Source organism: Pseudarthrobacter sp. NIBRBAC000502772 (genome assembly GCF_006517235.1).
Taxonomy (GTDB): domain Bacteria; phylum Actinomycetota; class Actinomycetes; order Actinomycetales; family Micrococcaceae; genus Arthrobacter.
Genome location: NZ_CP041188.1, coordinates 962,088 through 976,537, shown reverse-complemented (window position 1 = coordinate 976,537; position 14,450 = coordinate 962,088). Strand labels below are relative to the sequence as shown.

Below are 14,450 nucleotides of genomic sequence, written 5' to 3'. Positions count from 1 at the left end.
CACGCTTCCCAGGCACGTTTCCCGCGCACTCTTCCCGGGCACGGGCATTCAGCCGGCGACGTAAGCCGCGAGGTGCTTGCCGGTGAGCGTGGACTTGGCGGCCACAAGCTCTGCGGGCGTGCCCTCGAAAACGACCTTGCCGCCGTCGTGCCCTGCACCGGGACCCAGGTCGATGATCCAGTCGGCGTGCGCCATGACCGCCTGGTGGTGCTCGATGACGATGACCGATTTGCCGGACTCAACAAGCCGGTCAAGGAGGCCCAGCAGGTTCTCGACATCGGCGAGGTGGAGGCCGGTGGTCGGTTCGTCGAGGACGTAGACGTCGCCCTTCTCGGCCATCTGCGTGGCCAGCTTGACGCGCTGCCGCTCGCCGCCGGACAGGGTGGTGAGCGGCTGGCCGAGCGTCAGGTAACCGAGCCCGACGTCGACGAGCCGGCCCAGGATCTTGTGGGCGGCGGGCGTGCGGGCCTCCCCTTCACTGAAGAACACTTCTGCCTCTGTCATGGACATGGCCAGCACTTCGGAGATGTTGCGGCCGCCCAGCGTGTATTCCAGCACTGACGCCTGGAACCGCCGGCCCTCGCAGTCCTCGCACGTGGACTCGACGGTGGCCATCACGCCGAGCTCGGTGAAGATGACGCCCGCGCCGTTGCAGGTGGGGCAGGCACCTTCGGAGTTGGAGCTGAACAGTGCCGGCTTCACGCCGTTGGCCTTCGCGAACGCCTTGCGGATCGGCTCGAGCAGGCCCGTGTACGTGGCGGGGTTGCTGCGGCGGGAGCCTTTGATGGCGCCCTGGTCGATCACCACAACGCCGTCGCGTCCCGCCACGGAGCCGTGGATCAGCGAGCTTTTGCCGGAACCGGCCACACCCGTCACCACGCACAGCACGCCGAGCGGAACATCGACGTCCACGTTCTGCAGGTTGTGCGTGGAGGCGCCACGCACTTCAAGGACGCCGGACGGTTTGCGGACTGATTCCCTGACCTTGGCCCGGTCATCGAGGTGGCGGCCGGTGATGGTGTCGCTCGCGCGCAGCCCCTCCACGCTGCCTTCAAAGCAAACGTTGCCGCCCGCGGTGCCGGCGCCGGGACCGAGATCGACCGCGTGGTCCGCGATGGCGATGGTCTCGGGCTTGTGCTCGACGACGAGCACGGTGTTGCCCTTGTCCCGCAGCTGCAGCAGCAACTGGTTCATCCGCTCGATGTCGTGCGGGTGCAGGCCGATGGTGGGTTCGTCGAAGACGTAGGTGACGTCCGTGAGGGACGACCCCAGGTGCCGGATCATCTTGGTGCGCTGGGCCTCTCCTCCGGAGAGGGTGCCGGCCGGGCGGTCGAGGGAGAGGTAACCCAGCCCGATCTCGGCGAACGAGTCAAGGAGGTGCCGCAGGCCTTTGAGGAGCGGCGCAACCGACGGCTCGTCGAATTCGCGGACCCACTCGGCCAGGTCGCTGATCTGCATCTCGCAGAGGTCGGCGATGTTCTTGCCCTGGATCCTTGAGGACCTGGCCTCGGGGCTGAGCCGCGTGCCCTCACACTCGGGGCAGGCCTGGAAAGTGATGGCACTCTCCACGAAGCGCCGCACGTGCGGCTGCATCGCCTCGACGTCCTTGGACAGCATGGACTTCTGGATCTTCGGGATGATGCCCTCGAACGTGAGGTTGATGCCCTCAACCTTGATCTTGGTGGGCTCGGAGTACAGCATCGTCTCAAGCTGCTTCTTCGTGAACGTGGCAATCGGCTTGTCCATCGGGAGTCCCATGCCCTCGAACAGCCGGCCGTACCAGCCGTCCATGCTGTACCCGGGGACGGTCAGTGCACCGTCGCCGAGCGACTTGCTGTCGTCGTACAAGGCCGTGAGGTCGAAGTCGGAGACCGAGCCCATACCCTCGCAGCGCGCGCACATGCCGCCCAGATAGACAACGTTCTGCACCACGGCCTTCTCCACCCGGCCGCCGGCCTTCTCGGTGCTCATCACACCGCTGGCCTTCCGCGTCGGGACGTTGAAGGAAAATGCCGTGGGCGGCCCGACGTACGGCGTGCCCAGCCGGCTGAAGAGGATCCGGAGCATGGCGTTGGCGTCCGTGGCAGTGCCCACCGTGGAACGGGGGTTCGCGCCCATCCGCTCCTGGTCAACGATGATCGCCGTGGTCAGCCCGTCGAGGTGGTCCACGTCGGGCCGCGCCAGGTTAGGCATGAACCCCTGCACAAAGGCGCTGTAGGTCTCGTTGATCATGCGCTGGGACTCCGCCGCGATCGTCGCGAACACCAGTGAGCTCTTGCCCGATCCTGACACCCCGGTGAACACCGTCAGGCGCCGCTTGGGGATCTCGATGCTGATGTCCTTGAGATTGTTCTCCCGGGCGCCCTGCACACTGATCAGATCGTGGCTGTCGGCAACGTGGGTCGCGGGGAGCTGCTGGACTGTCGATGTGTCAGTAGTCATGGTGTCTCCAACATTGCTAGGCATTGTGAGGTTCCTGACAGACATTCTAGGCGCGCACACTGGGCCCGGTCCCTGCCCTCTAGGATCAAGTAACCCCAACAACACATCCCGGAGGACTAATGCTTAAGCAGGGCTCTGCCTTGGACCGGTACTTCAAGATATCCGAGCGGGGGTCCAACCTCTCCCGCGAGATCCGCGGCGGCTTTGCCACGTTCTTCGCCATGAGCTACATCGTGGTGCTTAACCCCCTGATCCTCTCCGGCCCGGATTCCAGCGGCAACACCCTTGGTTTTGCCGCAGTGGCCGCTGTGACGGCTTTTGTGGCAGGCATCCTCACTATCCTGATGGGCGCCTGGGGCAGGCACCCCTTCGCGCTGGCCGCGGGGCTGGGCGTGAACGCGTTTGTGGCCGTCACGGTCGCCACGAACCCGGGCCTGACGTGGCCGGACATGATGGGCCTGGTGGTCCTGTCCGGCGTGACCATGATGATCCTGGTCCTCACCGGCTTCCGGACAGCCGTCTTCAGGGCCGTCCCGGACGGGCTCAAGACCGCGATCGTAGTGGGAATCGGCCTGTTCATCGCCCTGATCGGGTTGGTGAATGCCGGCTTTGTGCGCCGGATCCCGGACGCTGCCGGCACCACCGTTCCCGTGGGCCTGGGCTTCGACGGGAAGCTGCTGGGCTGGCCCACGGCTGTCTTTGTGTTCGGCCTGATCCTCACGATCGCCCTGGTGGTCCGCAAGGTCAAGGGCGCCATCCTGATCGGCATCATCGCCTCCACCGTCATTTCCGTGATCCTGGAAATGACCCTGCACATCGGCCCCAGCTTTGACGGCACAACCGCCAACCCGCAGGGCTGGTCCCTAGTGGCGCCGTCCTTTACGGGGTGGAGCGCCCCGGACCTGTCGCTGATCGGCAAGGCCAACCCGTTCGGCGCTTTTGAACACCTGGGCTTTGTGGCCGCCACCCTGCTGGCATTCGTGATCCTGCTCAGCATCTTCTTCGATGCCATGGGCACCATGGTGGGCCTGGCCAACGAGGCCGGCACGGTGGACAAGGACGGCAACATCCCGGACGTGGACCGCGTGCTCCAGGTGGACGCGCTCGGCGCGATCGTGGGTGGCGGCGCGTCCGTCTCCTCGAACCAGATCTATGTTGAGGCCGGCGCCGGGATCGGCGAGGGTGCCCGGACGGGCGTGGCGTCCATCGTCACCGGCCTGCTGTTCCTGGTGGCCATGTTCTTCACCCCGCTGATCAACCTCGTTCCGTTCGAGGCGGTGGCCCCGGCCCTGGTGGTGGTGGGCTTCATGATGGTCTCCCAGGTGGGCAAGATCGACTGGCAAGACTGGGGAATCGCCCTCCCGGCTTTCCTGACCATGACCCTGATGCCGTTTACGTACTCCATCGCCAACGGTCTCGGCGCGGGCTTCATCGCCTATGTCCTGATCCGGGCGTTCCAGGGCCGCATCAAGGACGTCCACCCGCTGATGTGGGCGGTGGCCGGCGCGTTCCTGCTGTTCTTCGCCGTGGGTCCCATCGAGGCCGCACTGGGCATGCCCTAGCCCTTCAGCACATACCGCCGCTCGGGCCTGCCCACGCCGTACTTAAGCCGGACCTCCAGCACGCCTTCATCGTGGAGGTACTCCAGATACCGGCGCGCACTGACCCGGGACGTGCCCAACTGGACGGCCACTTCGGCGGCGGAGAGGTCGCCGTCGGCCTCCTTCAGGGCAGCTTCCACGAGCTTCAGCGTTTCGATGCTGCAGCCCTTCGGCAGCGGCCGATCGGTCCGGTCCAGCCCGAACACGCGGTTCACGTCCGACTGCTCCGCCACATCCTTGGCCGAGTCGAGGCCCTGGTAGGCGCTGCGGTAGTGCTCCAGCCGTTCCTGCAGGTCAGTCTGCGAGAAGGGCTTGATGAGGTAGTGCACAATCCCGCCGCGGAGGGCCTTGCGCACCGTGTCCACTTCACGGGCGGCGCTGATCACCAGGACATCCAGTTCGGGGGCCACTTCGCGCAGTTTGTGCATCAGGTCCAGGCCGTTGATGTCCGGCAGGTGGATATCGAGCAGCACCAGGTCCGGTTGCAGCCGCCCCGTTTCGATGACCGCCTGGGCGCCGGTATGGGCCACCCCGACGACGGCGAACCCGGGAGTGCGCTGAATGAACCCTGCGTGGACCTTGGCCACCATAAAGTCGTCATCGACGATCAGGACTTTGATCATTGCTGCATTCTCCGTGTTCGTTCCAGCCGGGCGGTGAAGACCGCCCCGTTGTTGTTGGTTACCGTGAGGTCGCCGCCGCTGCGCCGGCAGACCACCCGGGACAGCGCCAGGCCGAAGCCCCTGCTGCCGCCGGGGCCGGGGTCCTTGGTGGTGAAACCCTGCTGGAAGATCTCCCCCGGATCCCCGGCGACGCCGGGGCCGGAATCGCTTACGGTGACCGTCACGCCGTCGGCTGTGTCCTCCACGAGCACCCTGACGGCTGCGTCCGGAAGCCCGGTGACGGCGTCGAACGCGTTGTCCACCAGGTTCCCCACGACGGTGGTCAGGTCGCGGGACAGCTCATCGTCAACGCGCTTCAGCCCGGATTCCGGGTCCAGCTGCAAGGTGACTCCGCGTTCGGTGGCGAGGCTCGACTTGGCGATGAGGAGCGCGGCGAGCGCCGGGTCCTGGATGCGGCTGGTGACCTCGTCGTTGAGCCGGGTCCTGTCCAGCGTGGCGCCGTTGACGAACTGGACCACGGAATCGTATTCCCCGATCTGGATGAGGCCGGAAATCACGTGCAGTTGGTTGGCGAATTCGTGGGCCTGGGCCCGGAGGGTGTCGGTGGCCGTCCGGGTGGCGCCGAGTTCCCGCTCGAGTGCGGACAGTTCCGTGCGGTCGCGCAGCGTGGTGACGGAGCCGATGTCGCGGCCGCGCGAACGGATGGGAACCCGGTTCAGCACTACCAGCCGGTCTCCCACCAGTACCAGCTGGTCCGGCCCCGGCTGCTCGCGGGTGAGGACTTCCTTGAGCGCCGGCTCCACGGACAGGCCGGCCAGGCGCTTGCCCACACAGTCGGCGGGGAGGCCAAGCAGGGCGCGGGCACTGTCGTTGGCCACGGTGATGCGCTCGTGCGGGTCCAGCGCCACGACGCCTTCCTTCAGGCCATGCAGCATGGCCTCGCGGTTTTCCACCAGGCCGGTGATTTCGCTCGGTTCCATGCCCAGGGTCTGCCGCTTGACCCGGCGGGAGAGCAGCAGCGAGCCGGCAACGCCCAGCACACTGGCCACACCGAGATAGGTGAGGAGGTTGGGCACGGCATCCCCCAGCCGCTCCAGCGTGGACGGGTAGTTCCGGCTGATGGACGCGATGCCGATCATTTTTCCGGCGTCGTCGAGGACCGGAACATGGGCGGTCAGTTCCTCCGTGCCGGATCCGTCCACCACACCGGTCCACGCGCGGCCTTCGAGCACACGGCTGGCGCCGAGTTCCAAGGGCTGGCCCAACAGACTGGGATTGGAGGAGGCAACCACCGTACGGTCGAGCTTCGCAAGCGCCACGTGCGAGGACCCCGACACCGTCCGCACCGACTCGGCCACGGCGGGAAGGGCTGAGCCGCCGCGGGGCTCGGCCCCGGGCAGCAGCGCCCGGACGGTGGGATTGGCACCCAGGGCTTCGGCAGCGGACAGCGCCCGTCGGCCCTCAACCCGTTCGAACGCCGCAGCGGACTGGGCGAGGGAGATGGCCACCACGGCCACCAGGACGGCGAAAACGATGAGCAACTGCAGAACCAGGTACTGCCCCGCAAGGGACATGCCTCTTCGTCGAGTCACTGTGGTTCTTTCCTCTGGTTGCGTGGTGTTGATTGTCGGGCCTCTCGTGGTCAGGCTACCTGAACTATGGGCGCCGCATGGCGCCGGTTGGCCACCGGAAACGTGAACGCAATGAACTTAACTTTCTCTGCGTACACAAGAGTGATGCCCGTCACTTAGGGGCCTAGCATCGGATCACCAGTCAGTTTCTTGCTGATCAGATTTAGAGAAGAGGAACACCATGCGCCAGATCCGCGCATTGCGAATTGCCGCCGTCGCCGCCGGCATCGCCCTGATGGCCACCGGCTGCGGTGCCACCGGGAAGAGCTCTACTGACGGAGCCAGCTCCGGCGCCCCCGCCGGCCCGCTGACCGGGCTCCAGATCATGGTCCCCAACACTGCAGGCGGCGGCTACGACACCACCGCCCGCGTGGCGGCCAAAGTCCTCGAAGACGAGAAGATCGCCACGAACCCCGAAGTCTTCAATCTCGCGGGCGCCGGCGGAACCGTGGGCTTGGCCCGCATCGTCAACGAAAAGGGCAACGGCGACCTCACCATGCTTATGGGCCTGGGCGTGGTGGGCGCAAGCTACACCAACAAGTCCGAGTCCAAGCTGACGGCCACCACCCCCCTGGCCCGGCTCATCGAAGAACCCGGCGCCATCATGGTCAACAAGGATTCGCCCTACAAAACCATCGATGACCTGGTCGCCGCCTGGAAGGCTGACCCGGGTTCCATCAGCGTTGGCGGCGGTTCCTCCCCCGGCGGCCCTGACCACCTGCTGCCCATGCAGTTGGCCGGAGCCCTGGGCATCGACGCCACCAAGGTGAACTTCGTGTCCTACGACGGCGGTGGAGACCTCCTCCCGGCCATCCTGGGCAACAAGGTGGGCTTCGCCGCCTCCGGCGCAGGCGAATACCTCAAGCAGATCGAATCCGGTGCGGTCCGTGTCCTGGCCACCAGCGGCGAGAAGCGGCTCGACGGCGTGGACGCTCCCACCCTCAAGGAATCCAACATCGACCTGGTGTTCACCAACTGGCGCGGCATCGTGGCCCCTCCGGGCATTACCGACGCTGACAAGGCCAAGCTGATCGCGGCTCTCGAAAAGATGCACGGCACGGCCGCGTGGAAGGAAGCCCTGAAGACCAACAGCTGGAGCGACGCCTTCATCACCGGCGCCGAGTTCGATAGCTTCCTGGCCGAGCAGGACAAGCGGGTGGCGGACGTCCTCACGAAGCTTGGCCTGGCGTGAGCTCCTCACCAACTTTGGCCTCACGGCTCAAAGGCCGCTCCGAGCTGGGGGTTGCCCTCCTGCTCGGGGCGGCCGGGGCCCTGGTCATCTGGGACGCAACGCGCGTCGCTACCACCTACTCCCAGTCTGATCCCGTAGGACCTAAGACCTTGCCGTTCATCGTGGGCGGCCTGCTGCTGGTCTGCGCCGTGATGCTGGCCGTCAACGTACTCCGCGGTGGCAAAGGCGAGGCGGAAGGCGGCGAGGACGTGGACCTTTCCCACCCCGCCGACTGGAAGACGGTCCTGCCGCTGGCAGGCGCCTTCATCGCGAACATCCTGCTGATCGACTGGGCCGGCTGGGTCATCTCCGGCACCATCCTGTTCTGGGGCAGCGTCTGGGCACTGGGCGGCCGGAACTACATCCGCGACGGACTCATCTCGGTGGCAATGTCCCTCCTGACCTTTTACGGTTTCTACCTTGGCCTTGGCATTAACCTGCCCGCCGGCCTCCTGGAAGGGATTCTCTGATGGATGTCTTCTCCTCCCTGATGGACGGCTTTGCCACCGCCCTCACCCCCATGAATTTCCTCTACGCCGTGATCGGCGTCGTCCTGGGTACCGCCGTCGGCGTCCTCCCGGGCCTCGGCCCGGCCATGACCGTTGCGCTCCTGCTTCCGGTCACGTACGCCCTGGAACCCACCAGCGCCTTCATCATGTTCGCCGGCATCTACTACGGCGGCATGTACGGCGGCTCCACCACTTCCATCCTGCTGAATACGCCGGGTGAATCGTCGTCCGTGGTCACGGCCATCGAAGGCAACAAGATGGCGAAAGCCGGCAGGGCCGCGCAGGCGCTGGCGACGGCGGCCATCGGCTCGTTCGTGGCCGGCACCATCGGCACCGCCCTCCTCGCAGTCTGCGCGCCGGTGGTGGTGCAGTTCGCCGTCAGCCTGGGATCGCCCAGCTATTTTGCCATCATGGTCCTGGCCCTGCTGGCGGTCACCGCTGTCCTGGGCTCCTCGCGGCTTCGGGGCTTCGCATCCCTTGGCCTTGGCCTCGCCATCGGCCTGGTGGGCCTGGACGTGGTCACGGGCCAGGCCAGGCTCACCTTCGGTGTGCCGCTCCTGGCGGACGGTCTGGACATCGTGGTGGTTGCGGTGGCCATCTTCGCCGTGGGCGAGGCACTGTGGGTTGCCGCGCACCTGCGCCGCAACCCCCTGCAGGTCATTCCCGTGGGACGACCGTGGATGGGAAAGCAGGACTGGAAGCGGTCCTGGAAGCCCTGGCTCCGCGGCACCGCCTTCGGCTTCCCCTTCGGTGCACTTCCGGCCGGCGGGGCCGAGATTCCCACGTTCCTCTCCTATGTCACCGAGAAGAAGCTCAGCAAGCACCCAGAGGAGTTCGGCAAAGGCGCCATCGAGGGTGTGGCCGGTCCGGAAGCGGCCAACAACGCTGCCGCAGCCGGCACGCTGACGCCCATGCTGGCCCTGGGCCTGCCCACCAACGCCACGGCCGCCGTGATGCTGGCAGCGTTCACGCAGTACGGCATCCAGCCAGGGCCGCAGCTGTTCGAAAGCGAGGGACCGCTGGTATGGGCCCTCATCGCGAGCCTGTTCATCGGCAACTTCCTGCTTCTGATCATCAACCTGCCGCTGGCACCGATGTGGGCGAAGCTCCTGCAGATCCCGCGGCCCTACCTGTACGCCGGCATCCTGTTCTTTGCCACCCTGGGCGCCTACTCCGTGAACCTGCAGGCGTTCGACCTGGTGCTCCTGCTGGCGCTCGGCGCGCTGGGCTTCATGATGCGGCGCTTCGGGCTTCCCGTCCTGCCGCTCATCCTCGGCGTCATCCTCGGACCGCGCATCGAAAAGCAGCTCCGCCAGACGCTGCAGCTCAGCGCCGGCGACCCCGCCGGCCTCTGGAGTGAGCCGATCGCCGTCGGCATTTACATCATCATCGCCCTGATCCTCCTGTGGCCGCTGCTGTTCAAGCTGATCCGCCGGAACCGGCCGGCAGCAGTGCCGGCAGGGGTGCCCGCCACCCGCTCCGGCGCATCCGAACCGACGGATGCCTCGGGTGGCAGCGCCAGCCAGGGCAGCCACCGTGCCACCACTGGCGGCGACGGGGACGGCGACGGCTAACCAGCCGGCTACCCGGTCGGCTACCCGGTCCTGGGCATCGGCCCCGCATCGGCCCGCCCCCGCATCCGCCCCACAGCAGAAGATCAACTGACAGAAAAAGAGGTACAGCCATGACGATTGTGGTGGGATACGTCCCTACCCCGGAGGGCGAAGCGGCCCTGACCCAGGCCATCGCCGAGGCCAGGAAGAGCAATACCACCCTGCTGGTCATCAACTCCTCCAAGGGTGATGCCCTGGTGGACAACCGGTACGCCCAGGAGTCCGAAATGCAGGGCATCGACGCGCGCCTGGCCGCCCACGGGATCGACCACGTGATCAAGCAGCCGGTCCGCGGCCACGATGCGGCAGCGGAGGTTCTTGATGCCGCGGAGGAGCACAACGCCGAGCTCATCGTGATCGGTCTGCGCCGCCGCACCCCGGTGGGCAAACTGATCATGGGCAGCACGTCGCAGCGGATCCTGCTCGAGGCGGACTGTCCCGTTCTGGCCGTCAAAGCGGGCATGGCGGGCTGATCCGGACGGATCCGGGCGCCACCTTCTATCCGAAGTTTGTTCGCCGGACCCCGCCCTGACGGTGTGGGCCGGCGAACAAGCTTCGGATTTTTGGCGTCTCGGCGGACGAGACAGCAGTCATCTGACATCCTAGGTCCTGTAGCCGGTACAGTGGATCGAGCCCTTTGGCACGAGACACAGAAAGTTCGGCACATGACTACAGCATTTCTTGAACGCCCCCTGGCCTCCGTGGCGGCCGTCGAAGCCGCGGCTTCGCTGTCCATCGACCTGCAGTTTTCCACAGCGCACGAGATGCACGAAGGACTGGACAACGCTGTCGCCACGCTGATCGAGCCGGCGAAAGACGCGGCCTGCGGCATCCTTGTGACGCGCCTGCGCCCGGGACGCTTCACCGTGGCCCTGGACGAATCGGTCCCCTTTGGTGAAACGTACGAAAGCATTGCAGCCTGAGCTGATCCGGCCTTGGATCCGGGCTTCGATCGATGCGTCGATCCCGCCCGCAATCCACGCGATCCACGCAAAGAGTCCCCGACTTCCGTTACAGGAAGTCGGGGACTCTTTGCTATTTGGTCTTGTGTTCCTAACTCCTGCGGACTTCTACACCGTCGGATTTAAGGAAAAGTTCCTTTTCTGACGGAGTGGCCGGCACGAGCCACAGCACGTTCCCGCTCTGCGATACTTCTTCCACTTCGCCCGCCGCAATGACGTGCGCGTGTTTGATGATTTCCACCCGGTCCCCGGCTTTGAGCGTTCCCCACTCCGAGATGGTGGCCGAGTGGACATTGCGCCTCGACAGGACAGCCCCACGTGCTTTCATTTGAACTACTACCCCTTTGTATACGTTCTGCGCCACAGCCTCTTTGATGTGACTTTCACTACACCTTCAGTTCTACTACACTTCCCGGCGTCGAATTGTTCGTGTTGCACCATATTTCGACATTGGCCGAATTTCTCGGCAGGACCGAAGGATATTCCCGCTCAGGCAAGAATTCCGACGGCGGATTCGGCGGCCTCCCGGACCCTGCCGGAGGCAACCAAACGGTCAGCCGCCTCCAGCTCAGGTGACAGGAACCGGTCGGTTCCGGGGCCTTCGACGACGGACCGCAGCACCCCGATCACGGCAGCGCCTGCCGGGCCGGGGAGGAGCTCGCCGTCGGACAGCTGCGTCCGCATGTCGATGGCGCGGGCGCTCGTCACCAGTTCGATGGCCAGGACACGGCGGAGGTTCTCCACGGCCTTGCGCAGCTTACGGGCCGCATGCCAGCCCATGGACACGTGGTCCTCCTGCATGGCGGAGCTGGGGATGGAATCCACCGACGCCGGGACGGCCAGCCGCTTGTTGTCCGAGACCAGCCCGGCCTGCGTGTACTGGGCGATCATCAGCCCCGAGTCCACACCCGGATCCGCGGCCAAGAACGCCGGCAGCCCGTGCGAACGCGCCGGGTCAAGCATCCGGTCCGTGCGGCGTTCGGCGATCGAACTCAGGTCGGCGACGGCGATGGCCAGGAAGTCCAGGACATAAGCCACCGGTGCGCCATGGAAGTTGCCGTTGGAACTGACCCGGCCGTCCGGCAGGACCACCGGGTTGTCGATGGCCGCGGCCAGTTCACGGGATGCCACCAGGGCGGCGTAGTCCACCGTGTCCCGCGCGGCCCCGGCCACCTGGGGCGCGCAGCGCAGCGAGTAGGCGTCCTGGACTTTGGAATCCCCCACGCGGTGCGAGGCCACGATCGGCGAGTTCGACAGCACACGCAGCATGTTGTCCGCGCTGGCGGCCTGGCCGGGGTGCGGACGCAAGGCCGCATGCAGCTCCGGCACAAAAACCTGGTCCGTACCCAGCAGCGCCTCGACGCTGAGCGCGGCGGTGATATCCGCCGTCGTGAGCAGTTGGCGAAGGTCCGCGATGGCCATCAGGAGCATGCCCAGCATGCCCTCGGTGCCGTTGACCAGCGCCAGGCCTTCCTTTTCGGCGAGGGTGACCGGCTCGATGCCGTGCCCGGCGAGCAGCTCGGCGACAGGCGCCTCACCCCGCCCGCCGTACGTCACGCCGTCGGGCCCTTCCGCTTCACCCTCGCCCATCAGCACCAGGGCGCAGTGGGACAGCGGGGCGAGGTCGCCGGAGCAGCCAAGCGAGCCGAATTCGCGGACCACCGGGGTGATGCCGGCGTTGAGTACGTCCACCATGGTCTGCAGGACGACGGGGCGGACGCCCGTGCGGCCAGAGGCCAGTGTCTTGGCCCGCAGGAACATAATGCCGCGGACCACCTCGCGTTCCACGGCCGGGCCCATGCCGGCGGCGTGGCTTCGGATCAGCGATTTCTGCAGCTGGGTGCGCAGCTCGCTGGGGATGTGCCGGTTGGCCAGCGCGCCGAAGCCGGTGGAGATGCCGTAGGCGGGGGTCTCACTGTGCGCGAGTTCGTCGATGTGCGCGCGGACCTTCGCCACCGTGTCCAGCGCCTCCTGGGCGATGGTCACCTGGGCGTTGTGGCGGGCGACGGCGACAACGTCCTCGGGCGTGACGCCGCTGGAGCCGAGAGTGACGGTGAGCGGTGAGTGGGTGGTGATGGTCACTTTGTGATTCCTTCTTGCATGGGGATGCGGACGCCGCGTTCTTTGGCGACGTCGGTGGCGCGGTCGTAGCCGGCGTCGGCGTGGCGGATGACGCCCATGCCGGGGTCGTTGGTGAGGAGGCGTTCGAGTTTCTGGGCGGCGAGGTCGGTGCCGTCGGCGACGGAGACCTGGCCGGCGTGGATGGAGCGGCCGATGCCGACGCCGCCGCCGTGGTGGATGGAGACCCAGGTGGCGCCGGAGGCGGTGTTGAGCAGGGCGTTGAGCAGCGGCCAGTCCGCGATGGCGTCGGAGCCGTCGGCCATTGCTTCGGTTTCGCGGTAGGGGGAGGCGACGGAGCCGGAGTCGAGGTGGTCGCGGCCGATCACGATGGGTGCCTTGACTTTGCCGTCCTTGACGAGCTGGTTGAACAGCAGGCCGGCCTTGGCGCGGTCGCCGTAGCCGAGCCAGCAGATCCGGGCCGGCAGGCCTTCGAACTCCACCCGTTCCTGGGCCGCATCGATCCAGCGGTGCAGGTGCTTGTTCTCGGGGAAGAGTTCCTTGATGGCCGCATCGGTGACCGCGATGTCCTCGGGGTCACCGGAGAGTGCCACCCAGCGGAACGGGCCCAGACCCTCGCAGAACAGCGGCCGGATGTAGGCCGGGACGAAGCCGGGGAATTCGAACGCGCGGGTGTAGCCGCCCTTGCGGGCCTCGTCGCGGATGGAGTTGCCGTAGTCGAAGACCTCGGCGCCGGCGTCCTGGAACTCGACCATGGCCTGGACGTGCTTCGCCATGGAGGCCTGGGCCTTTTTGGTGAAGCCTTCCGGGTCGGCGGCGGCCTCGGCGTGCCACTCGGCGACCGTGATGCCTTCGGGGAGGTAGGACAGCGGGTCATGGGCGGAGGTCTGGTCCGTGACGATATCGACCGTGAGCTCGCCCGCACGGTGGCGGCGCAGGATCTCGGGGAAGACCTCCGCGGCGTTCCCGACGTACCCGACGGACCAGCCGCGGCGCTCTTCCTTGGCTTTGAGGACCTTGGCGATGGCGGTGTCGAGGTCGGTTTCGACCTCGTCGAGGTAGCGTTTGCCGGCGCGGCGGCGCAGGTGGCTTTCGTCAACGTCGACGATCAGGCAGGCGCCTTCGTTCAGGGTGACCGCGAGTGGCTGGGCACCGCCCATGCCGCCGCAGCCGCCAGTGAGGGTCAGGGTCCCGGCGAGGGTGCCGTCCTCGTCGCCGGTGAGCTTCCGGGCGATCGCGGCGAAGGTCTCGAAGGTGCCCTGCAGGATGCCCTGGGTGCCGATGTAGATCCAGGACCCGGCGGTCATCTGGCCGTACATCATGAGGCCCTCGGCCTCGAGACGGCGGAATTCGGGCCAGTTGGCCCAGTCGCCCACGAGGTTCGAGTTCGCCAACAGCACCCGCGGCGCCCATTCGTTGGTCCGGAACACACCGACCGGCTTGCCGGACTGGACCAGCAGCGTCTCGTCGCTTTCCATGGTTTCGAGGGTGCGGGTGATCGCATCGAACGCCGCCCAGGACCGGACGGCGCGGCCGGTCCCGCCGTAAACCACCAGATCATCCGGGCGCTCCGCGACCTCGGGGTCCAGGTTGTTCATGAGCATGCGCAGCGGGGCTTCTGTCTGCCAGCTCTTGGCGGTGAGCTCGGTGCCGCGGGCAGCTTTGACCGGGCGGGCACCGGTGGTGAAATCGGCGGGTGCCATGAGGGGCTCCTTTGTGTTCTGGGCGAGTATGAGGTTCGCGGTGTTGGGAAGAGGTT

General features: G+C 66.6%; 12 protein-coding genes. 6 read left to right on the top strand and 6 right to left on the bottom strand.

From position 1 onward, the window contains the following. Window positions 1-48: 48 nt before the first annotated feature. Entirely contained in the window at window positions 49-2,442 is a 2,394-nt protein-coding gene (locus NIBR502772_RS04585; RefSeq protein ID WP_141139266.1) for an excinuclease ABC subunit UvrA, read from the bottom strand. A 119-nt stretch (window positions 2,443-2,561) separates the two neighbouring features. Between NIBR502772_RS04585 and NIBR502772_RS04580 the strand changes: the two genes are divergently transcribed. After that, complete coding sequence (locus NIBR502772_RS04580) at window positions 2,562-4,004, top strand: NCS2 family permease (RefSeq protein WP_141139265.1); 1,443 nt, start codon at window positions 2,562-2,564, stop codon at window positions 4,002-4,004. On the opposite strand, the gene NIBR502772_RS04575 is transcribed toward NIBR502772_RS04580, so the two are convergent. Both NIBR502772_RS04575 and NIBR502772_RS04570 read right to left on the bottom strand, forming a co-directional pair. Then, a complete protein-coding gene (locus NIBR502772_RS04575; RefSeq protein WP_058930259.1) occupies window positions 4,001-4,666 on the bottom strand; it encodes a response regulator in 666 nt (221 codons plus the stop codon). The two genes, NIBR502772_RS04580 and NIBR502772_RS04575, sit on opposite strands and share 4 nt — an antisense overlap. Next, entirely contained in the window at window positions 4,663-6,240 is a 1,578-nt protein-coding gene (locus NIBR502772_RS04570; protein WP_141141932.1) for a sensor histidine kinase, read from the bottom strand. Before NIBR502772_RS04570 ends, NIBR502772_RS04575 begins: the two co-directional genes overlap by 4 nt. A gap of 238 nt (window positions 6,241-6,478) precedes the next feature. Here NIBR502772_RS04570 and NIBR502772_RS04565 point away from each other — a divergent pair, with 238 nt between their 5' ends. From NIBR502772_RS04565 to NIBR502772_RS04545, 5 genes are all read left to right on the top strand, one after another. Next, the gene (locus tag NIBR502772_RS04565; protein ID WP_141139264.1) at window positions 6,479-7,489 is read left to right on the top strand and encodes a tripartite tricarboxylate transporter substrate binding protein; all 1,011 of its coding nucleotides are present in this window, start codon (window positions 6,479-6,481) and stop codon (window positions 7,487-7,489) included. Next, the gene (locus NIBR502772_RS04560; RefSeq protein WP_141139263.1) at window positions 7,486-7,998 is read left to right on the top strand and encodes a tripartite tricarboxylate transporter TctB family protein; all 513 of its coding nucleotides are present in this window, start codon (window positions 7,486-7,488) and stop codon (window positions 7,996-7,998) included. Before NIBR502772_RS04565 ends, NIBR502772_RS04560 begins: the two co-directional genes overlap by 4 nt. Then, complete coding sequence (locus tag NIBR502772_RS04555; RefSeq protein ID WP_104063138.1) at window positions 7,998-9,611, top strand: tripartite tricarboxylate transporter permease; 1,614 nt, start codon at window positions 7,998-8,000, stop codon at window positions 9,609-9,611. The genes NIBR502772_RS04560 and NIBR502772_RS04555 overlap by 1 nt, the downstream gene beginning before the upstream one ends. A 110-nt stretch (window positions 9,612-9,721) precedes the next feature. Further along, window positions 9,722-10,123, top strand: a complete 402-nt coding sequence (locus tag NIBR502772_RS04550; protein WP_141139262.1) for a universal stress protein — start codon at window positions 9,722-9,724, stop codon at window positions 10,121-10,123. Window positions 10,124-10,315: 192 nt separating this feature from the next. After that, window positions 10,316-10,573, top strand: coding sequence for a hypothetical protein (locus tag NIBR502772_RS04545; protein WP_141139261.1), 258 nt, complete (start codon window positions 10,316-10,318; stop codon window positions 10,571-10,573). Between the two features lie 130 nt (window positions 10,574-10,703). On the opposite strand, the gene NIBR502772_RS04540 is transcribed toward NIBR502772_RS04545, so the two are convergent. The 3 genes from NIBR502772_RS04540 to NIBR502772_RS04530 all read right to left on the bottom strand — a co-directional run bounded on the left by NIBR502772_RS04540 (window position 10,704) and on the right by NIBR502772_RS04530 (window position 14,394). Continuing rightward, complete coding sequence (locus NIBR502772_RS04540) at window positions 10,704-10,940, bottom strand: hypothetical protein (protein ID WP_056348863.1); 237 nt, start codon at window positions 10,938-10,940, stop codon at window positions 10,704-10,706. A gap of 161 nt (window positions 10,941-11,101) precedes the next feature. Then, window positions 11,102-12,694, bottom strand: a complete 1,593-nt coding sequence (hutH, locus tag NIBR502772_RS04535; RefSeq protein ID WP_141139260.1) for a histidine ammonia-lyase — start codon at window positions 12,692-12,694, stop codon at window positions 11,102-11,104. Then, the gene (locus NIBR502772_RS04530; RefSeq protein WP_141139259.1) at window positions 12,691-14,394 is read right to left on the bottom strand and encodes a urocanate hydratase; all 1,704 of its coding nucleotides are present in this window, start codon (window positions 14,392-14,394) and stop codon (window positions 12,691-12,693) included. The genes hutH and NIBR502772_RS04530 overlap by 4 nt, the downstream gene beginning before the upstream one ends. Between the last annotated feature and the right edge of the window lie 56 nt (window positions 14,395-14,450).